Origin of the sequence: Azonexus sp., assembly GCF_030824335.1 — a bacterium.
Taxonomy (GTDB): domain Bacteria; phylum Pseudomonadota; class Gammaproteobacteria; order Burkholderiales; family Rhodocyclaceae; genus Azonexus.
In genome coordinates, this window is the sequence record NZ_JAVBXX010000008.1 from 23,445 (window position 1) to 43,550 (window position 20,106).

Here is a 20,106-nt window from a genome sequence, read left to right on the forward strand (position 1 = left end):
CACCATGTCTACCGTATTCATCGCATTGCAAGCCAATGAAGATACCCGTCCGATCATCGATGCCATCGTGCTCGACAACCCGGAATGCACCGTCAATCGCCAGCCGGCCATGGTCAAAATCGATGCCCAGGGCAAGTTGACCGTAAGACGCGAGACGATCGAAGAGCAGTTGGGTCGCCCGTTCGATCTGCAGGAACTGCAAGTCAATCTGATCACCCTCTCCGGCAACGTCGATGAGGATGAAGACAGCCTGACCCTGTGCTGGAACAGTTGAGAAGGAGAACGAACATGGACATGAAAGTTGCCAAGAAGAAACTCGCGCTGAAGGAAAAATACAAGCTGCTGACCCGTGATCTGGGTTGGGAGCCGTCCTATCAGAAGAAAGACGATATCTATCCGTACATCAAGTACGAAGGCATCAAGATTCACGACTGGGACAAGTGGGAAGACCCCTTCCGTCTGACCATGGATTCCTACTGGAAATACCAGGCGGAAAAGGAGCGCAAGTTCTACGCGATCATCGACGCGCACGCCCAGAACAACGGTCACCTGAACATCACCGACGCGCGTTACCTGTCGGCGCTGAAGATTTTCCTGCAGGCGATCAGTCCGGGCGAATACGCCGCCGGCAAGGGTTTTGCCCGTACCGGCCGCGAGTTTCCGGGTGTCGGTACGCAGGTTGCCTGCCAGATGCAGTCGATTGACGAAATCCGCCACGCGCAGACGCAGATTCACGCGCTGTCGAACTACAACAAGTTCTACAACGGTTTCCATGCCTTCGCCGATGCCCGCGACCGCATGTGGTACTGCACGCTGCCGCGCTCGTTCTTTGACGATGCGATGTCGTCCGGCCCGTTCGAATTCATGATCGCCATCGGCTTCAGCTTCGAATACGTGCTGACCAACCTGCTGTTCGTCCCCTTCATGTCCGGTGCCGCCTATAACGGCGACATGGCGACGGTGACCTTCGGCTTCTCGGCGCAGTCCGACGAAGCACGGCACATGACGCTGGGCCTGGAATGCATCAAGTTCATGCTGGAACAGGACCCGGACAATCTGCCCATCGTGCAGAACTGGATCGACAAGTGGTTCTGGCGCGGCTTCCGCCTGCTCGGCGTGGTCGGCACGATGATGGATTACATGCTGCCGAAGCGCGTCATGTCCTGGCGCGAAGCCTTCGAGATTTACGGTATCGAAAACGGCGGCGCGCTGTTCAACGACCTGGCGCGTTACGGCATCCGTCCGCCACGCGGCTGGGATGATGCCGGCAAGGCGCTCGACCACATGTCGCACCAGTTCATGCTGGCACTTTATCAGTACAACTTCGGCACCGCCTTCCATACCGACATTCCGACCGAAGAGGACATGGCCTGGCTGGACAAGAAGTACCCGACCACCTTCAACAAGTACTACCGGCCGCGCTGGGAGCACATCAGGAAGCTGAAGGAAGCCGGTACGCCGTACAAGAACATGGGCCTCGCCAAACTGTGTCAGACCTGCCAGATTCCGACCGTGTTTACCGAGCCGGACGATCCGACGCAACTGACCATCCGCGAAGTCGACTACAAGGGCGACAAATACCACTTCTGTTCCGAAGGCTGTCAGCACATTTTCGAGAACGAGCCGGAGAAATACATTCAGGCCGTCCTGCCGATGCCGCAGTTGTTCCAGGCACCGCTCAGCGGCGACCTGGTGGCCTGGATGAACTGGGTCGGCCTGCAAAATGGCAAAGACAACGGCGATTACTTCGGTTCCGAAGATCAGAAAAATTTCGACGCCTGGCGTGATCTGGCGACCCGTAACGTCTGAGCGGCAAGCTGAAAAAAGGAGACATCAAATGGCTTTAACTTCAACCAAACCTTATGTCGGCGTGCCGCGCGACACGGTCGCCAATTTCAACGGCAAACAGATTGTGTACACCTATTGGGAGCAGCATCTGCTGTTCTCGACGCCCTACCTGACGGTCGTCGAGCCAGGCATGCGTTTTGGCGACTACTGGGAAAATGTCGTCAAACCCTTGATGCAAGCGGACCCGGATGCGGCCGGGGTCAATCTGGCCGAGGTCAAGTGGACGATGGGCAAGCAGGACTTCACGCCCAACATCAGTGCCACGCTGGCCGAGAACGGCATTGTGCATAAGGCGCAACTGTGCTTCCGCACGCCGGGTGTCAACACCCTGCTGGCCGCAGCTTGAGGAGCGCCGGGCGATGAGTTACGAACTGACCATTGAGCCGCTCGGTCAGACCATCGAAATCGAGGAGGGTCAAACCATCCTCGATGCCGCACTGCGCGCCGGCATTTATTTGCCACATGCCTGCTGTCACGGCTTGTGCGCCACCTGCAAGGTGCAGGTGGTCGATGGCGAGATCGAGCAGGGCCAGGCTTCCAGCTTTGCGTTGATGGACTTTGAACGTGAGGAAAGGAAATGCCTGGCGTGTTGCGCGACTGCCGAGAGCGATCTGGTGATCGAGGCCGAAATCGAGGAAGACCCGGATGCGGAGAATCTGCCGGTACGCGACTTCGCCGGGGTGGTCAGTCGTATCGAATCGCTGACGCCGAGCATCAAGGGCATCTGGATCAAGCTCGATGCGCTGGCCGGGATGCGTTTCCAGGCCGGCCAGTACATCAACCTGGAACTGCCGAATGGTCTGGGCAGTCGTGCTTTTTCGATTGCCAGCCCACCTTCGGCGGCTGGCGAGATCGAACTGAACGTCCGCATCGTGCCGGGCGGGCAGGGGACGACCTATATTCACGAGCAACTGCAGCTTGGCGACGCCATCCAGCTCACCGGGCCGTATGGTCGCTTCTTCGTCAAGAAATCGGCCGATCTGCCGGTGATTTTCATGGCCGGCGGCTCCGGTTTGTCGAGTCCTCGGTCGATGATCCTTGATCTGCTGGCCGAGGGTTTTGCCAAGCCAATTACGCTGATCTACGGTCAACGCCAGCGTGACGAACTTTATTACCACGACGAATTTCTTGCCCTGGCCGAGCGCCATCCCAACTTCACCTACGTGCCGGTTCTGTCGCAGGAGCAGGAAAGCAGTGACTGGTCTGGCTATCGCGGCTTTGTGCATGAGACGGCCAAGATCCACTTCGCCAACGATTTCCGCGGCCACAAAGCCTATCTCTGCGGCCCGCCGATGATGATCGAGGCCTGTATCAGTACCTTGATGCAGGGGCGGCTATTCGAGCGCGATATCTACACCGAAAAATTCATTTCGGCGGCCGACGCGCAGCAGGTACGCAGCCCGCTTTTCCGGGCAATTTGAGGCCCAGCCAAGGCGGCCAGCAGGCCGCCTTTTTCATACCTGTTTTTAATACCTTTTTGATATTGAGTTGAATGAAACAAGGTATTGGACGGTATTGATTTGCCGAACCTAGACTGCTTGCCAAGCCCGGAAATCGGGAACAACAAAAAGGAGTTGCCATGCAACTAATCAGGAATTTCATTAACGGTGAATTTGTCGAGGCGACGGGGACAACGCCCTTCGACAAGCGTTCGCCGCTGAATAACCAGGTCATTGCCCAAGTCGTCGAGGCCAGCCGGTCCGATGTCGATGCCGCCGTGCAGGCGGCGCACGCCGCGCTGAAGGGCGAGTGGGGTGGCTTGAGTACCGACCAGCGCGTCGATCTGCTCTACGGCGTGGCCAACGAAATCACCCGCCGCTTCGACGATTTCGTTGCTGCTGAAATGGCCGATACCGGTCAGCCGCATCATGTGATGACCAGCGCCTTCATTCCGCGCGGCGCGGCCAATTTCAAGGTCTTCGCCGATGTGGTGAAGAACGTGCCGTCGGAATCCTTCCGCATGGCGACGCCGGACGGCAAGGGCGCGCTGAATTACGCCATTCGCCTGCCCAAGGGCGTGATCGGTGTCATCTCGCCGTGGAACGCCCCGTTCATGCTGATGACCTGGAAGGTCGGCCCGGCGCTGGCCTGCGGTAATACCGTGGTGGTCAAACCCTCCGAAGAGACGCCGCTGACCACGACGCTGCTTGGCGAAGTGATGAACAGCGTCGGCATTCCGAAGGGCGTGTTCAACGTCATTCACGGCTTTGGCCCGAATTCGGCCGGCGAATTCCTGACCCAGCATCCGAAGGTCGACGCCATCACCTTCACCGGCGAAACGCGCACCGGCACGGCGATCATGAAGGCCGCCTCGGAAGGCATGCGCGATGTGTCCTTCGAACTGGGCGGCAAGAACGCCGCCATTGTTTTTGCCGATGCCGAGTTCGATGCTGCGGTCGACGGCATTTTTCGCTCGGTTTTCCTCAACTCCGGGCAGGTTTGCCTGGGCACCGAGCGCGTCTATGTCGAGCGGCCGATTTTCGACAAGTTCGTGCAGGCGCTCAAGGTCAAGGCCGAAGCCGTCAAGTTCGGCCGGCCGGACGACCACAACGCCAACTACGGCCCGCTGATCAGCGCCGAGCACAAGCAGAAGGTCATGTCCTATTACGCCAAGGCCAAGGCCGAAGGCGCCACCATCGTCACCGGTGGCGGAGTGCCCGACATGCCGGCCGATCTGCAGGATGGCCACTGGGTGCAACCGACCATCTGGACCGGCCTGCCGGAAACCGCTTCGGTAGTGCGCGAAGAAATCTTCGGGCCGTGCTGCCACATCAGCCCGTTCGACAGCGAAGACGAAGTCATCAACAAGGCCAACGACAACGAATACGGCCTGTCGACGACCATCTGGACGACCAACCTGAGCCGTGCCCATCGCGTCGCAGCACGCGTTGAAGTCGGCATCACCTGGATCAACAGCTGGTTCCTGCGCGACCTGCGCACGGCGTTCGGTGGTTCAAAGCAATCCGGCATCGGTCGTGAAGGCGGCGTGCATTCGCTCGAGTTCTATACCGAGACAAGAAATATTTGCGTGAAGCTCTGAGGCAAAAATGGACCAACAAAAAATCAAGCAATACGGGGACGAGCTTTACGCCGCCTGGCTGGCGTGCAAGCCGGTTCGTCCGCTGCTCGAGCGCGAGCCGGAGATCAGCATCGAAGACGCCTACAAGATTCAGGAACAGTTCGTTGCCCGCCGGGTGGCGGCCGGTGAACAGATCATCGGCAAGAAAATCGGGGCGACCAGCAAGCCGGTGCAGGATTTTCTCGGCGTCTATCAGCCCGATTTCGGCATGTTGCTGTCCGGCATGGTCTACCAGGAAGGCGACACCATCGACCTTGGTACGCTGATCCAGCCGAAAGCCGAAGCCGAACTGGCCTTCGTGTTGAAGGAAGACCTGAAAGGGCCGGGCATCACGGCGATGGACGTCATCCGCGCCACCGACTACGTGTTGCCCTGTTTCGAGATCGTCGATTCGCGCATCACCGACTGGCAGATCAAGATTCAGGACACCGTGGCCGACAACGCCTCGTGCGGCGTCTACGTGCTGGGCAAGACCAAGGGTGATCCGCGCAAACTCGACATCACGCTGGCCGGCATGGTGCTGGAAAAGAACGGCGAACTGTTCTCGACCGGCGTTGGCGCGGCAGTGCAGGGCTCGCCGGCCAATGCCGTGGCCTGGCTGGCCAATACGCTGGGTGAACTGGGCATTCCGTTCAAGGCCGGCGAAGTCATTCTGTCCGGCTCGCAATCGGCGCTGGTGCCGGTGGTCGATGGCGACGAACTGGTATGTACGGTCGGTGGGCTGGGTAGCTGCCGCGTCAAGTTTTTCGGAAGGAGTGCGGCATGAGCATGAATGTCACCCTGTCGCGGGAGGACGTCGTTCGCCTGTGCGAACGCGTCGAAGGCGCACAAACCCGCGCTTATGCGATCCCCAAACTGACCAACGAATACCCGAACATGACCATCGGCGACGGTTACGCGGTGCAACTGGAGTTACGCCAGCGTTTCCTCGCCGCCGGCCACAAGCAGACCGGCTGGAAGGCTGGCCTGACCTCGAAGGCCAAGATGTTGCAGATGGGGGTCAACGTGCCGTCCATCGGTTTTTTGACCGACCGCATGGCGCGTCCAGAAAACTCGGCGATTACGGTTTCCGATCTGGTCCATCCGCGGGTCGAGTGCGAAGTGGCCTTCGTCATGAAGAAGACGCTGAAAGGCCCGAACTGCACGCGTCAGGCGGTGCTGGATGCGACGGATTACGTGCTGCCGGCGGTCGAAATCATCGACTCGCGCTTCTCCGGCTTCAAGTTCGACCTGGAAAGCGTGGTGGCCGATAACGGTTCTTCTGCCCGCTACGTCGGCGGCGGTCGCGCCCGTTATCCAGCCGATATCGACCTGCGCACGCTGGGTGTGGTCATGGAAAAGAATGGCGAGATCGTCACGATGGGCGCTTCTGCGGCCGTGCTCGGGCATCCGGCCGATGCGGTGGCGATGCTGGTCAATATTCTCGGCGAACTGGGCGAGGAATTGCCGGCCGGCAGTTTCGTCATGAGCGGCGGCATCACCGAAGCCGTGGCGGTCAAGCCCGGCGACAGCATCGTGGCGCGCTTCCAGGAACTGGGCAGCGTATCGATGCGCTTTGTCGAATAACAAACATCACGGAAAGCCGACCATGCCAATTATCGAAATGCATCTGCTGGAGGGCCGCAGTGTGGAAAAAAAACGCAAGGCCGTTGCCGCCATGACCGCTGCGCTGGTGGAAGCGCTGGAAGTCCAGCCGGAGCAGGTACGCATCCTGATTACCGAACATTCGGTTGAACATTTTTCTGTCGGTGGTCAGACCGTGGGCCAGCGTAATGCGGCCCACGTTGATTGAAGCCGACACCAGGAAATCGAGGACAAGATGAAAAAAATCAAATGTGCGCTGATCGGCTCCGGCAACATCGGCACCGATCTGATCTACAAATTGCAACGCAGTCCGCTGCTTGAGCCGGTCTGGATGGTCGGTATCGACCCGGAATCGGAAGGTCTGGCGCGCGCCCGTGACATGGGCCTGAAAACCACCGCCGACGGCGTCGACGGCCTGCTGCCGCATGTGCTGGCCGATGGCATCCAGATCGCCTTCGATGCGACTTCAGCCTATGTGCATGCCGAAAATTCGCGCAAGCTGAACGAACTCGGCGTCATGATGATCGACCTGACGCCGGCCGCAATCGGCCCCTTGTGCGTTCCGCCGGTCAACCTCAAGGCGCATGCCGAAAAGGTCGAGATGAACGTGAACATGATCTCCTGCGCCGGTCAGGCGACGATTCCCATCGTCTATGCCGTGTCCAGCGTGCAGCCGGTCGGCTATGGCGAAATCGTCGCCAGTCTGGCGTCGAAATCGATTGGTCCGGGCACCCGGGCCAATCTGGATGAATTCACCTACACCACGTCGAGCGCCATCGAAAAGGTTGGCGGCGCACGCAAGGGCAAGGCGCTGGCCATCATCAATCCGGCCGATCCGCCGATGATGATGCGCAACACCATTTCCTGCCTGACCGACGATGAGCCGGATCAGGAAAGGATCACCGCGTCGGTGCTGGCCATGATCAAGGAAGTGCAGAAATACGTGCCGGGTTACCGCCTGGTCAACGGCCCGCTGTTTGATGGCAAGCGCGTCACCGTTTTCATGGAAGTCGCCGGTCTGGGCGATTACTTGCCGAAATACGCCGGCAACCTGGACATCATGACGGCGGCGGCAACGCGCACGGCCGAAATGTTCGCCGAAGAAATCCTGGCTGGAAGCATCCAGCTCAAGTCGCTGGAGGTGGCATAAATGAGCACAGAAAATAATCTCAAGGGCCGCCAGGTCGTCATTCACGACATGAGTTTGCGCGACGGCATGCATGCCAAGCGCGAGCAGATTTCGGTCGAGCAGATGGTGCAGATCGCCAGTGCGCTCGACGCGGCCGGCGTGCCGTACATCCAGGTCACGCATGGCGCGGGCCTCGGTGGCAATTCGCTGCAGCATGGTTTTGCGCCGCACAGTAACGAGGAATATATCGCTGCCGTAGCCGGCAAGATGAAGCAGGCCAAGGTCTCGGTGCTGCTGATTCCCGGTCTGGGCACGATGAAGGAATTGCAGTCGGCCTACGATGCCGGGGCGCGCGCCGTGCATGTGGCAACGCACTGTACCGAAGCCGATACCTCGCCGCAGCACATCGCCTTCTGCCGCAAGCTGGGCATGGATACCAATGGTTTCCTGATGATGGCGCACCTGAATACCGCCGAAGGTCTGGCCAAGCAGGGCAAGCTGATGGAGTCGTATGGTGCGAACACGGTGTACATCACCGATTCTGCCGGTTACATGCTGCCGGGTGACGTCAAGGATCGGGTTGCTGCGCTGCGCGCCGTGCTCAATCCGGAAACTGAAATCGGTTTCCACGGCCATCACAACATGGGCATGGGCATCGCCAACTCCATTGCTGCCATCGAAGCCGGGGCAACGCGCATCGACACGTCGGTGGCCGGTCTGGGCGCCGGTGCCGGCAACACGCCGACCGAAGTGTTCGTCGCAGTCTGCGAACGCATGGGCATCGTCACCGGTTGCGACCTGTTCCAGTTGATGGACATGGCCGAAGACATGATCGTACCGATGATGGAGCACATGGTGCGCGTCGACCGCGCATCGCTGACGTTGGGCTTTGCCGGCGTCTATTCGACCTTCCTGCTGCACGCCAAGCGGGCCGGCGAGCGCTTCGGCATTCCGGCACGCGACATCCTGGTGGAGCTGGGGCGCAAGAAGATGATCGGCGGTCAGGAAGACATGATTGTCGATACGGCGATGACCATGGCCAAGGAACGCGGCTTGTTGAAGGAAATCGAGATTTAAACCGCGTTGACCGTGGAATTCATGGAATTTCACGGTCAACCTGTCTGAAAGCACAAAAATGGCGCAAGTCACGGAGTATGTTGTTGTCGTTGGTGCCACCGGCGCTTTTGGCACGGTGATGGTCGAGCGTTTTCTGGCGCGTGGCCTCGGTGTCATCGCTGTGGCGCGCAGTGCGGCGACGCTGGAAGCTCTGGCCGCCAAGCACCCTGGCCTGATTGCCTGCGCCGCCGATATTGCCCACGATGCTTCGATTGCTGCGATCCGCGCTGCCTTGCCCGGACCGGTGCGCATGGTGGTGCATGGTCCCGGCGTCAGCGTCGGGGGCGGCGTGCTGAATATTTCGACGGCAGCGTTGGTCGATGCGGTGAATATCAAGGTCGGCGGTTTGTTGCGTCTGGTGCGTGCGGTCGACGGCCATTTGCGCCCCAATTCGCGACTGGTTGCCATCGGCGGTCATTATGGTTTCGAGCCAACGGCTTATGCCGCAGCGGCCGGCGTGGCCAATGCCGCGCTGGTCAATGTGGTGCGCCAGTTGAGCCTGGCTTATGGTGAGCGGGGCATTACGGCGCATCTGGTGGCGCCCGGTCCGGCCGATACCGAACGCCTGCACCGGGTCGCCGCCGACCGCGCGCGGCTGCAAAACACGACGGTCGACGTGGTGTTGGCTGGAATGCTGGACGAATCGTCGATCCACGCTTTCACCGAACCCGGCCAGGTGGCCTGGGCGCTGGAGATATTGCTGGCACCGGAAGCCTCGGCGATGACCGGTTCGACACTGATGCTCGACGCCGGGCGTCGGCGCGGCCTGCCCTGAAAGGAAAAATCCATGCCGATTCTGAATATTCACCTGGTACGCGGGCAACATGCTGCCGATCGGGTCGAGAACTTGCTGCTGCGTTGCAGCGAGGCGTTTGCCGCCGGGTTGCGTTGTCCGCAGGATCGGGTCCGGGTGTTCGTGACCGAGCATGAGCCGCATCTGATGTGTGTCGGTGGCCAGCTGGTCCGCGACGCTGGGGTGAATGCGCCGTATTTTTCCTTCATCGTCCTGGAAGGGCGTTCGCTGGAAGATCGCCAGAAGTTGCTGGCAGCATTTACCGACCTGATCGTCGAGTTGCTGGATGCGCCAAGGGAATTGGTGCGGGGTGGTATTGTCCCGGTTGCGCCGGCAGACTGGAGTATCGGTGGTCAGCCAGCCAGTTCGCTGCGGCAGGCTGAAATCGAAGCCCGACGCCTGGCTGCCGGCAATTTGTGAATCCTGGAGTAAACATGAAAGTCCTGATCGTCCATGCACATTACGAACCGCAGTCCTTCACGACGGCCCTGAAGGACCAGGCGGTCGCGACTTTGAGCGCCGCCGGGCATGAAGTCCGGGTGTCCGATCTGTACGCGATGCAGTTCAACCCGGTCGCTTCAGCCGCTGATTTTGCCGAGCGCAGCGATCCTGATTACTGCGTTTATGCGCTGGAACAGCGCAAAGGGTTCGAGAGCGGGACAATCGCTGCCGATATCCGTGAGGAAGTGGCCAAGGTCGACTGGTGTGACTTGTTGATCCTGAACTTCCCGATTTTCTGGTTTTCCGTGCCGGCCATCATGAAAGGGTGGATCGACCGGGTTTTCGTTTCCGGACGTTTCTACGGCGGCAAACGCTTCTACGACCAGGGCGGCATGCGCGGCAAGCAGGCGATGCTGAGTTTTACCCTCGGTGGTCGTGAACACATGTTCGGCCCGCAGGCCATTCATGGCGAACTGGAAACCATGTTGCGCCCCATCCTGCGCGGTTCGCTGGCTTATGCCGGGTTTACGGTGCTGCCACCTTTCGCGGCTTACCATGTTCCTTACGTGACACAGGAATCTCGGCAGCAGATTCTGGTCGAATACGCGGGGCGCCTGAATCGTCTGGACGATCTCACCCCGCTCAGCTTCCCGTCACTCGACGATTTTGATGACCGCCTGTATCCCAAAACCTGAAAACCTACTGTTTTTACGACCATAGAGCCAACTGCTGGCCCTGGGACCATAGAAGCAACGGCTAGCCCCGTGACCATGGAAAAACCGCTGGTTCCGGCGTTGACCGCAAAAAAGGAGACAAAATGAAACTGTTCTACACCCCGGGCGCCTGCTCGCTCTCGCCGCACATCGTGTTGTGTGAACTCGCTTTGCCGCACGAACTGGTCAAGGTGAACCTGGCCACCCAGCAGACCGAAGACGGTCGTGATTTCACGACGATCAATCCGAAAGGCTACATCCCGGCGCTGTTGCTTGACGACGGCGAACTGATTACCGAAGGCCCGGCCATCGTCCAGTACCTGGCCGACCTGAAGCCCGAAGCCGGCCTCTTGCCACCCGCCGGTACGCTGGCCCGGGTCCGGGTGCAGGAGTGGCTGACCTTCATCGGCACCGAACTGCACAAGAACTTCACCCCCTTGTTTAAGCCGACCGCATCGGCTGACTGGAAGGCGGCCGCCAGCAGCAATATCGAACGACGCTTCGCCTACCTCGATGACATTCTGAACGGCCGTGATTACCTGACCGGCAGCGAATTCAGCGTCGCCGACGCCTACTTGTTCACCGTGATCAACTGGACCTTCTTCCTGAAAATGAGTCTGGCCGAATGGCCGGCTCTGGTCGATTACCATCATCGCATTGCAACCCGGCCGGCGGTGCAAGAAGCCCTGCGCAGCGAAGGCCTGCTCTGAGCCGTTAGCCATAGCGGCTCGGCCGCGCCCGTTCGGTCTTACTCCGCCGGGTGCGGCACCTTCTTGCCCGACAAGCGGTAGGCAACCCGGGCGCGTGTCGTGCCGAGAATTTTGGCGGCGCCGGAGACATTGCCGGCGGCCAGTTGCAAGGCCTGGGTGACGGCAATTTCCTCCAGTTGATCGAGTGAAATCCGGCTGTCGGCGAGCGCCTCATGCAGGGCTTCCGCGAGTTGCGGCTTGCTGTCGGTGCTGTCCGACCAGTCTGGCGCCTTGCTTTCAGCGGTCGGGTTGAGTGCCAGTTTTTCGCCACTGGTAAACAGGTGGTCGATATCGATGGCCCCTTCGTCCGGCGCGAGGATGACACCGCGCTCGATCAGGTTTTCCAGTTCGCGGATGTTGCCAGGCCAGGCGTAACGCATCAGCGCCTCGATTGCCCCCTCGGTAAAGCCCGTGACCTGCCGTTTATGCAGGGCGCAGAAGCGGTTCATGAAGTGTTCAACGAGCAACAGGATGTCTTCCTTGCGTTCGCGCAAGGGCGGAATCTGCACCGGGAAAACGTTCAGCCGATAGAACAGGTCGTCGCGGAATTGGCCAGCCTCGACCAGTTTGCGCAGGTCTTCGTTGGTGGCCGCGACGATCCGCACATCCACCGTTCTTACCCGGGTGTCGCCAATCCGTTCGATCTCGCCTTCCTGCAGCGCCCGCAACAGCTTGCCCTGAGCCACCAGGCTCAAGGTGCCGATTTCGTCGAGGAACAGGGTGCCGCCATCGGCTCGTTCGAAACGTCCCGGACGGGATTGTGCTGCGCCGCTGTAGCCGCCTTTTTCGACGCCGAACAGTTCGGACTCGATCAGTTGTTCGGGAATCGCCGCGCAATTGATCGCTACAAAGGGCTGTGCCGAGCGGTCGCTGATGTTGTGCAGGGTGCGGGCAAACTGCTCCTTGCCCACGCCGCTTTCGCCGAGAAAAAGCACCGTGGCCCGCGTCGGCGCGACCCGCTGGATCATGTGGCAGACCGTATTGAAGCCGGAGGAAATGCCGACGAGATTGCTTTTTGCCGGGATTTCGTTGGCGCTCGGTTCCTGGCGCTGAAAATAGAACTGACGGTTATTCGGGCTTTGCACGAATTCCTGCGCCTGCAGATAACGCAGGTCATTTTCCGGTGCATCCCATTGCTCAACCGCTTTGCCGATAATGCGGCAGGTCGCGTGTCCCATGGCCTTGCATTCGATTTCCCGGACCAGCATCTGGCGGCCGAGAAAACTGCTCAGGTAACCGTTCGCATAGCCTTGCTGCATCCAGCAAACCGGCGCAGCACTGCGTCCGTGCGCGCGCAAGTGTTCCTCAGCCTCTGCCGAGTTGTGCCAGATGTATTCACCGTAAAAATGACCGGTTTTGGTATCAACATCCTGGACCACGGTTTCAATCGACATGAATCCTTCCAGCGCGTGCAGTTGCGGTCCGACGGCAAACGCATCGAAGTCGCTCCGGTTGCGGTGTTCGCGCCGCACCATGTCGGCATCGCGGGCGCCGGACTGGTAGCCCATGCGGGAGAGCAGGCCGCGCGCCTTGTCACTGCCCAGCGTTTCGATCAACTCCCGGCGCAACGACGCAATGGCAGCGCTGTGCAGCAACAGCATACGTTGCTGATCCAGCCAGATTTCCCCATCGCCCGGCGAAAAGAGCAGACGCTCGGTGATGTCGTCAATGTCGGGAAACCGGTGTTTCAGCCGGTCATTGGGTAATTGCAGACGAATGGTTTTGCTCGACATGGGGCAGTGAAATCCTTACCGACAGTGGCGCGAAGCCCGATTCGCATTGTTGCAATCCAGGCGCTTTCAGGGGATTATCGCGCGATCCCGGCCTACGTATCGGTGGCTGATTCGATACCTTATGGGTATGGTTTGGCGCTCCGAATTATATTGGACCTTATTTTCCAGGCCACGCATCATTCACCTTGCCTGGCCGACCCCTTCTCCATCGCCAGGCTGTGGTGGTTCGTGATCTACCTCTGCGTTGGTGCGCTTTGTTCATCAACGATCTTCGGGGGAGAGGGCAATCCTCTCCCCGTTTTTTTGTTTGTCACTTGGATAAGCATCGAAGCTGGGCTGCGCAATTCAGCAGTGCCAAATCCACGATTGCGCCCGGATGGCGTGCCGATGTGGATGTCTGAAGTAATCATCGGTTTTCTGAGGCGTTGGGAATGGCATTCTTGTTGAGCGTGATTCCGACACGTCCGAGCGTCTTCTCTGCGATAGTGCCGCTGTCGTCCGGCCGAAGCTTGCCATGGATCAGTCCGTGCACTGCGAGTCCTGCGATCAGCCCCCAGAATGCACCGCCGAGCCCGAACAGCGTGATATTGGCCGCTGTGGCGAGGAATGTGATCAGTGCCGTTTCGCGTCCGCGCAGATCGACCAGTGCGGTGGCGAGACTGCCGCCAATCGCACCGAGTAGGGCGAGGCCGGCGAGCGTAGTGATGAAGGTCGGTGGAAGTACCACGAACAAGCTGGCCAGCGTCGTGCCGAAGACGCCGACGAGGATGTAGAACACGCCGCAGGCAAGACCGGCGATATAGCGCTTTCCTGCGTTTTCGTGCGATTCCTTGCCGGTGCAGATGGCCGCCGTGATTGCCGCGATGTTGAATGCATGCGAACCGAATGGCGCCATCAACAGCGAGCCGAAGCCTGTCACGGTGAGGATTGGATTCGCGCTGGTCTTGAAACCATCGCCGCGTAGCACCAGCATGCCTGGCATGTACTGACCGGTCAGCGTGATGACGAACAAGGGAAGCGCGACGCTGAGCAGTGCGTTTATCGAAAAGATGGGGTGCGTGAATACCGGCATGGCCAATTTCAATGCTACGGTTTCGAAGTTGACCTGCCCCATCCCGAGCAGCAGCGCAATGCCGATGATCAGTACGCCGACAATTGCATAGCGTGCGGTGAACCGGCGCAGCAAGGCATAGGTGAGAATCAAGGTGCCGACAAGCAAGGGGTCCATGCTCGCACCACCAAAAGCGCCGATACCGAAGCGCAGCAGAATGCCGGCAAGCAGCCCGGCAGCGATGCCCGGTGGGATCATTTTCACGACTCGCTCGAAATAGCCAGATACCCCCAGTGCGATAAACCCGATGGCCGACAAGATGTAGGCGCCGACCATTTCCGCATAGGGGGTATTTGGCAGTACGGCGATGAGGAAGGCCGCGCCCGGCGTGGACCAGGCGGTGATGATCGGTTCTCGGTAGCGCAAACTCAACCAGGCGCCCGTCAAGCCGACGCCGATCGAGATCGACCATATCCATGAGGCTGTCTGCTCGGGACTGAGTCCCGCTGCCTTTGCCCCTTGAAACACCAGGATGAAGGTGCCGCCATAATTGACGATAACCGAGACGAATGCCGCGATGATCGGATGTGTCAGGTCCGCAGGCCGGAGGGAGGCGGTATTCATGTGCCGTGTCCTTGAGTGGGATTGGATTGCATGGGGGGCAGAATGCCTGCAAAATGGTCTTATAAAAATATCCACTTAAGTTAATTATTAAGACCACTTTTTGTGGCTGCAACGAAATCCCGCGAAGGGGCCATATGAAGACACGCGCCACTGCTTATCCCATCTGGAATCGCTTTCATCGCTCGCCCGATGACCCTTTATCGCTGCGTGAGCAACTCGTGCGTTTCTTTCGCAAAGGGGTTGCCGACGGCACCTTGCAGCAGGGGATCCGTTTGCCGGCCTCGCGCGTATTGGCCCAGGAGCTTGGGCTGTCCAGGATTACCGTCTCCAGCGCATACGAGCAACTTGTCGCCGAGGGTTTTCTGGCGGCGCGTCGGGGAGCGGGTACTTATGTGGCGTCACGGATGGGCGAGCAAAAGCAGCTTGCAACTGCGACTGTGCAGCGGGAGCGGCAACAAGCATCGGTATCGGTACGGGCTCGCCGCCTGGCGGGGGTGGATTCAATGTCGATGGCGCGTGCGGCATGGCCGCTTACGCCCGGGTTGCCGGCGCTGGATGCATTTCCTTATGCCTTATGGGGGCGTCTCGAAGGTCGTTTCTGGCGGCGTCGACCGACGCCCGATCTTTCTTACGGTGATCCGCAAGGCTTTCTGCCCTTGCGTGAGGCCTTGGCAGAGTATCTGGGGGCTGCCCGAGGCGTCGTCTGCCATGCGCGCCAGATTGTCATTGCGCCCGGTGCGCAAGCGGCAATATCGATTGCAACGCTGGCACTGACCGATATCGGGGATCGCGTCTGGGTCGAAAATCCCGGATACGATGCCGCTTATCGCAGCCTCGTGCTTGCCGGGGTGGATGCGATAGGGGTCGATGTCGATGCCGAAGGGCTGGATGTGGACGATGGCCGGAGTCGCGCTCCCGACGCGAGGTTGGTCATGGTATCTCCATCGCATCAATACCCGCTGGGTGTCACCATGAGCTTGGCGCGGCGGCTTGCGTTGCTGCAATGGGCCAATGCTGCCAATGCATTCATCCTTGAAGACGATTACGATAGCGAGTTTCGCTATGAATGCGCGCCGACACCTGCGCTCAAGGCGCTTGATGGCGATAACCGGCGCGTGATTTACATCGGTACGCTCAGCAAGTTGCTGGCGCCCGGTCTGCGATTGGGCTTCCTGGTTGCCCCGGATGACTTGATCGATGCGCTATGCGCCGTGCGCAACGGAACCGATCACCGTGTTCCGATGCCGCTTCAGGCCACGGCCGCCGATTTCATCGGCAATGGTTATCTGGGGGCGCATATCCGGCGTTCCAGGGGGCTTTACACCGAACGGCGTGCTGCCTTGCTGTCAGCAATTCATGCAGCGGGCGGTGGATGGTTGAGTGCGCCGACCGCTTCGACCGGGCTGCATCTGGTGTCCGAATTGCCTGCTTGTTGCAACGATCAGGTACTTGCAGCAGCAGCGAGGGCGCGGCAGATTGGCGTCATGCCCTTGTCCGGATATTTTGTCGATTCCTCCATGGCGAAACGACAGGGGCTGTTGATGGGATTCGGCAATACTCGCCCTGAATCCATGGCGGAAACGATTCGGACGCTGTGCCACATGATCGAAACAGGAAGCTAATGTCGTGACTCAGGCCTGTGGCCGAAGTTGGCAGAAGCACATGTTGATCAAGATGCCGGGAAGCGGTCGCACGGCGTAAGTGCTTGACTCATTTTCTAAACGCTTCTTCCTTTACCCAGTTGGCTGCGACTTGAACAACTGAGCGAGGCGTCGCTTCACCTTGAATCAGCCAGCAGCCGTATCGACTTTGGCGGGTCGATGCCGGTGTTTCGACATATCTCAGCAGTTTTTTTTCGATCTGATCGCTGATCAGCGGGACTCTCCCCAATGCGAAGCCCTGACCGCTCATCGCCGCCAGAATAACCTGATCGTACTGATTGAAACGCACCACGCTGCGTGGGCGGGCGTCCAGCCAGCCTCGCTCATTCAGCCATGATTTCCAGTGAAGCCAGGGGCGTTGAGGATCTTCATATTCCAGCAATACCTGGTTCTGGAAATCAGCTGCTGACTCGATTCGTTCAAGCTTGAGCGCAGGATTTGCCACGACGCGGATGGACTCTTCGAAGAGGAGGGTTGAGCCAGGTGGCGCATCTTCGGGCAAGCAGTAGCGAATGCCCAGATCGATGCCTTCCCGCTTCAGGTCAGTAACCCGATTGAGTGCCAGCACGTGCAGATCGATATCGGGGTGGCGCTCCTGGAACTTTCCGATGCGAGGCAGCAGCCAAAGTGTTGCCACGCCAATACTCGCCGTGACTGTAACGGGGCGCTCTGCCGGCCTGAGCGTTTCAAATGCCTCCTGCAATCGCCGGAGCGATGGGGCGACTTTCCGGAACAAACGCTCACCTTCCGATGTGAAGGTGAGAGACCGATGGCTGCGCAGAAATAGCTTGCACTCGAGTGCGTCCTCGAGGGCAAGAATCTGGCGACTAACGGCCGATTGCGTGAGGTGTAGCTCATTGGCCGCCATCGTGATGCTTTGATGGCGCCCCACTGCCACGAAACCCTTTAACAGATCCAGAGACGGAATACGCGCCTGCTTGGTGGCAACCATGATTCATTCCTTTTTGGAATGTGATGAATTCTGGAATATCGCTTGAGAGCCAAGTGTCTAGAGATTTTAATCCAGTCCAGGCATTTTCATTAAACATGCATTAGAGGATAAGAAAACCGTGGATCGCGCGAGCAATGATATTTCCGCAGGCGTACCGATCTCGCTCCGCACCAGCGATGCGAAAGACCTGGCTGGCCATCTCTGGCTGCCAACTTCGGCCCGGCAAATCGGCATGGTCGTCATCAATCCGGCGACCGCGGTCAAGGCAAGCTACTACCATCGATTTGCCCGCTTCCTGGCCAGGCATGGCTACGCCGTGCTGACCTACGACTACCGTTCCATTGGCGCCTCAAGACTGATGCACCCGCGCGCAACCCGAGACGCCGACAAGTTCGCGTGGGGGGCCTATGACTGCGATGCCGCCCTGAAATGGGCGGTCGACACCTTCCCCGACATGCCACTCAACGTCGTGGCGCACAGCATTGGCGGACTGATGATCGGCCTCGCCAGCCATGGGCATCATGTCAGGCGCTGCCTCACCGTCGGTGCCCAGTACGCCTATTGGCCGGACTATGCGGCCGACCAGCGATTCTCGATGTGGCTGCGCTGGCATTTCCTGATGCCGTTGCTGACATCGGTACTTGGCTATTTTCCGGCCAGCCGGCTCGGCTGGCACGAAGACCTCCCGGCTGGCGCCGCCTACGAATGGGCGTTCCGCCGGGCCCGACTGGAGAAGTCCTATCGGCATCGCCAGCGCCATGGGCTCGATCCGCTCAGGCACTTTCCCGCCATGACCGGCGAAATATTGGCCATCGGCTTGAGCGATGACCCATTCGGTACGCCGGAGGCCATCGACCGGCTGCTGCGCTATTACGCCTCGGCGCACAGGACACGGCTGGAAATTCACCCCGAAGCAGTCGGCGTTGCCAGCATCGGTCATTTCGCCTACTTCCACGACCAATTCGAAGAAACGCTATGGATGGATGCATTGCGCTGGCTTCGCGACGGCAAAGTGCCAGCCGGGAATAACGCCATCTACCCAGCTACCGCAACTCAATCGAACGAAGGGCATGACGATGCACATCAACACTGAGTCAGGCAGGCTGTGGTGGCAGGAGCCGTTGGCCTTCGTTCTGGCCGGCGGCATCGTGATGGGCTTGTCCCTGGGGGTACGCCACGCCTTCGGGATTTTCATGGTGCCGATCATCATGGACCACGGCTGGACCCGCGAAACCTTCAGTTTCGCCATCGCGTTGCAGAACCTGGTCTGGGGCATCATGCAGCCGCTGGTGGGCATGGTCGCCGACCGCTTCGGCTCACGGCGGGTCGTCATGGCCGGGATGATCTGTTATGCTTGCGGGCTGGTCGGCATGGCCTACGGTTCGACGCCGCTGGCCTTCACCTTCAGCGCCGGCGTGCTCGTCGGTATTGGCCTGGCGTGTACTTCATTCGGCGTCATTTACGGCGCCTTGAGTCGTATGGTCTCGCCGGAGCGCCGAGGCTGGGCACTGGGACTTGCGGGCGCCGTTGGCGGATTGGGGCAGTTTTTTCTGGTGCCGGTCTCGCAGATATTCATCGACACCTTTACCTGGCATGGTTCGTTCATCGCTCTGGCGATCGCTTGTCTGGTGGTTCTGCCACTGGCGTTACCGCTTGCTGACGCGCCGGCACAAACCAGCGGACCCCAGCAAAGCCTGCGTGGCGCACTGGTCGAGGCATTTTCCCATCAGGGGTTCTGGCTGCTGATCCTTGGCTTCTTTGCCTGCGGCTTCCATCTGGCCTTCATCGCCAATCACCTCCCTTCGTATTTGCGCGACAAGGGCATGAGCCAGTCCGCGGCAGTGATCGGCCTCGCAGTCATCGCGTTGGCCAATGTCGCCGGCACCTACGTGTGCGGACTGATGGGCAACCGGTTCCGCCGGAAATATGTGCTTTTCTGGATCTACGTGCTGAGGTCTCTGGTCATTGCAGCGTTCTATTTCCTGCCGCTCAGTCAATTCACCCTGTACGCGTTTTGTGCCGTGATGGGCTTCATCTGGCTAGGCACGGTCCCGCTGACCAACGGCATCCTCGCGCAGATTTTCGGCATCCGATATCTCACGACACTGTTCGGCTTTGTCTTCTTCGGCCACCAGTTGGGATCGTTTCTCGGCGTCTGGCTGGGCGGGTATGTGTTCGACACCACCCGGTCCTATGACCTGGTGTGGCAACTGAGCATCGCCATCGGCTTCCTGTCCGCGGCGCTGCATTACCCAATCAGGGACGCCGAGATTCAACGACCCGCGCTATCGGGAGTCGTGGCATGAAACTTCAGGTCATCTCGATTCTGTTGCTGACACTTGGCGTCGGGTTGGCGTTCTGCGCTTACCTGAACCCGATGAACGTATGGCGTTGGGCGATCTTGATGACGCTTTGTCAGTAACGGTGATTTCGTGAATCCAGGATCGTATTTACAAGGTGGAAAGGGACTACTGATGACCAAGGACAATAGCGGTGGTGCGCGCAGCAGTCATTCCGCTGGACAACGTGAGGGCGATGAAACCGCTTGTGCCTGCGCCCAGAAAAAGCGGTCAAGCCCTCTCTGGGAAACCTGCTTGAAATGGTTGAGCGTCAAAACCCGGCAACTGACTTCA

21 protein-coding genes are annotated in these 20,106 nt (G+C 59.4%); 18 read left to right on the forward strand and 3 right to left on the reverse strand.

What is annotated here, in order from left to right:
• Window positions 1–4: 4 nt before the first annotated feature.
• The 14 genes from RCI20_RS05570 to gstA all read left to right on the forward strand — a co-directional run bounded on the left by RCI20_RS05570 (window position 5) and on the right by gstA (window position 11,413).
• Complete coding sequence (locus tag RCI20_RS05570) at window positions 5–274, forward strand: MmoB/DmpM family protein (protein WP_306603577.1); 270 nt, start codon at window positions 5–7, stop codon at window positions 272–274.
• A gap of 14 nt (window positions 275–288) precedes the next feature.
• Window positions 289–1,809 carry a YHS domain-containing protein gene (locus RCI20_RS05575; RefSeq protein ID WP_306603578.1) on the forward strand — a complete coding sequence of 507 codons (1,521 nt, stop codon included), beginning with the start codon at window positions 289–291 and terminating at the stop codon, window positions 1,807–1,809.
• 28 nt (window positions 1,810–1,837) lie between these two features.
• Entirely contained in the window at window positions 1,838–2,194 is a 357-nt protein-coding gene (locus RCI20_RS05580) for a phenol hydroxylase subunit P4 (RefSeq protein ID WP_306603579.1), read from the forward strand.
• A gap of 13 nt (window positions 2,195–2,207) precedes the next feature.
• On the forward strand, window positions 2,208–3,269 hold the full coding sequence (locus tag RCI20_RS05585) for an NADH:ubiquinone reductase (Na(+)-transporting) subunit F (RefSeq protein WP_306603580.1): 1,062 nt from the start codon (window positions 2,208–2,210) through the stop codon (window positions 3,267–3,269).
• Window positions 3,270–3,427: 158 nt separating this feature from the next.
• Complete coding sequence (locus RCI20_RS05590; protein WP_306603581.1) at window positions 3,428–4,888, forward strand: 2-hydroxymuconic semialdehyde dehydrogenase; 1,461 nt, start codon at window positions 3,428–3,430, stop codon at window positions 4,886–4,888.
• Window positions 4,889–4,895: 7 nt separating this feature from the next.
• Window positions 4,896–5,693, forward strand: a complete 798-nt coding sequence (gene dmpE / locus RCI20_RS05595) for a 2-oxopent-4-enoate hydratase (protein WP_306603582.1) — start codon at window positions 4,896–4,898, stop codon at window positions 5,691–5,693.
• A complete protein-coding gene (gene dmpH / locus RCI20_RS05600) occupies window positions 5,690–6,493 on the forward strand; it encodes a 2-oxo-3-hexenedioate decarboxylase (RefSeq protein ID WP_306603583.1) in 804 nt (267 codons plus the stop codon). Before dmpE ends, dmpH begins: the two co-directional genes overlap by 4 nt.
• Before the next feature lie 22 nt (window positions 6,494–6,515).
• Window positions 6,516–6,719 (forward strand): 2-hydroxymuconate tautomerase family protein, encoded by a 204-nt coding sequence (locus RCI20_RS05605; RefSeq protein WP_306603584.1) that lies wholly within the window; start codon window positions 6,516–6,518, stop codon window positions 6,717–6,719.
• A gap of 27 nt (window positions 6,720–6,746) precedes the next feature.
• Entirely contained in the window at window positions 6,747–7,661 is a 915-nt protein-coding gene (locus RCI20_RS05610; RefSeq protein WP_306603585.1) for an acetaldehyde dehydrogenase (acetylating), read from the forward strand.
• Window positions 7,662–8,717, forward strand: coding sequence for a 4-hydroxy-2-oxovalerate aldolase (gene dmpG / locus RCI20_RS05615; RefSeq protein WP_306603586.1), 1,056 nt, complete (start codon window positions 7,662–7,664; stop codon window positions 8,715–8,717).
• Between the two features lie 58 nt (window positions 8,718–8,775).
• Window positions 8,776–9,531, forward strand: a complete 756-nt coding sequence (locus RCI20_RS05620) for an SDR family oxidoreductase (RefSeq protein WP_306603587.1) — start codon at window positions 8,776–8,778, stop codon at window positions 9,529–9,531.
• A 12-nt stretch (window positions 9,532–9,543) separates the two neighbouring features.
• Window positions 9,544–9,969, forward strand: a complete 426-nt coding sequence (locus RCI20_RS05625; RefSeq protein WP_306603588.1) for a tautomerase family protein — start codon at window positions 9,544–9,546, stop codon at window positions 9,967–9,969.
• A gap of 14 nt (window positions 9,970–9,983) precedes the next feature.
• Complete coding sequence (locus RCI20_RS05630; protein WP_306603589.1) at window positions 9,984–10,685, forward strand: NAD(P)H-dependent oxidoreductase; 702 nt, start codon at window positions 9,984–9,986, stop codon at window positions 10,683–10,685.
• 122 nt (window positions 10,686–10,807) lie between these two features.
• Complete coding sequence (gene gstA / locus RCI20_RS05635) at window positions 10,808–11,413, forward strand: glutathione transferase GstA (RefSeq protein ID WP_306603590.1); 606 nt, start codon at window positions 10,808–10,810, stop codon at window positions 11,411–11,413.
• Window positions 11,414–11,451: 38 nt separating this feature from the next.
• On the opposite strand, the gene RCI20_RS05640 is transcribed toward gstA, so the two are convergent.
• Window positions 11,452–13,185, reverse strand: a complete 1,734-nt coding sequence (locus RCI20_RS05640) for a sigma-54-dependent Fis family transcriptional regulator (RefSeq protein WP_306603591.1) — start codon at window positions 13,183–13,185, stop codon at window positions 11,452–11,454.
• 6 nt (window positions 13,186–13,191) lie between these two features.
• Between RCI20_RS05640 and RCI20_RS05645 the strand changes: the two genes are divergently transcribed.
• Window positions 13,192–13,632, forward strand: coding sequence for a hypothetical protein (locus tag RCI20_RS05645; RefSeq protein ID WP_306603592.1), 441 nt, complete (start codon window positions 13,192–13,194; stop codon window positions 13,630–13,632).
• Here RCI20_RS05645 and RCI20_RS05650 read toward each other — a convergent pair.
• A complete protein-coding gene (locus tag RCI20_RS05650) occupies window positions 13,592–14,860 on the reverse strand; it encodes a benzoate/H(+) symporter BenE family transporter (RefSeq protein ID WP_306603593.1) in 1,269 nt (422 codons plus the stop codon). The genes RCI20_RS05645 and RCI20_RS05650 overlap by 41 nt on opposite strands.
• A 134-nt stretch (window positions 14,861–14,994) precedes the next feature.
• On the opposite strand from RCI20_RS05650, the gene RCI20_RS05655 reads away from it, so the two are divergent.
• Complete coding sequence (locus RCI20_RS05655; RefSeq protein WP_306603594.1) at window positions 14,995–16,482, forward strand: PLP-dependent aminotransferase family protein; 1,488 nt, start codon at window positions 14,995–14,997, stop codon at window positions 16,480–16,482.
• 88 nt (window positions 16,483–16,570) lie between these two features.
• Here the strand turns inward: RCI20_RS05655 and RCI20_RS05660 are convergent, their stop codons facing one another.
• Complete coding sequence (locus RCI20_RS05660) at window positions 16,571–17,473, reverse strand: LysR substrate-binding domain-containing protein (protein WP_306603595.1); 903 nt, start codon at window positions 17,471–17,473, stop codon at window positions 16,571–16,573.
• Between the two features lie 118 nt (window positions 17,474–17,591).
• Here RCI20_RS05660 and RCI20_RS05665 point away from each other — a divergent pair, with 118 nt between their 5' ends.
• Window positions 17,592–18,566: an alpha/beta fold hydrolase gene (locus RCI20_RS05665; RefSeq protein WP_306603596.1), complete on the forward strand. Its 975-nt coding sequence runs from the start codon at window positions 17,592–17,594 to the stop codon at window positions 18,564–18,566.
• Window positions 18,544–19,779, forward strand: a complete 1,236-nt coding sequence (locus RCI20_RS05670) for an MFS transporter (RefSeq protein WP_306603597.1) — start codon at window positions 18,544–18,546, stop codon at window positions 19,777–19,779. Before RCI20_RS05665 ends, RCI20_RS05670 begins: the two co-directional genes overlap by 23 nt.
• Window positions 19,780–20,106: the final 327 nt, after the last annotated feature.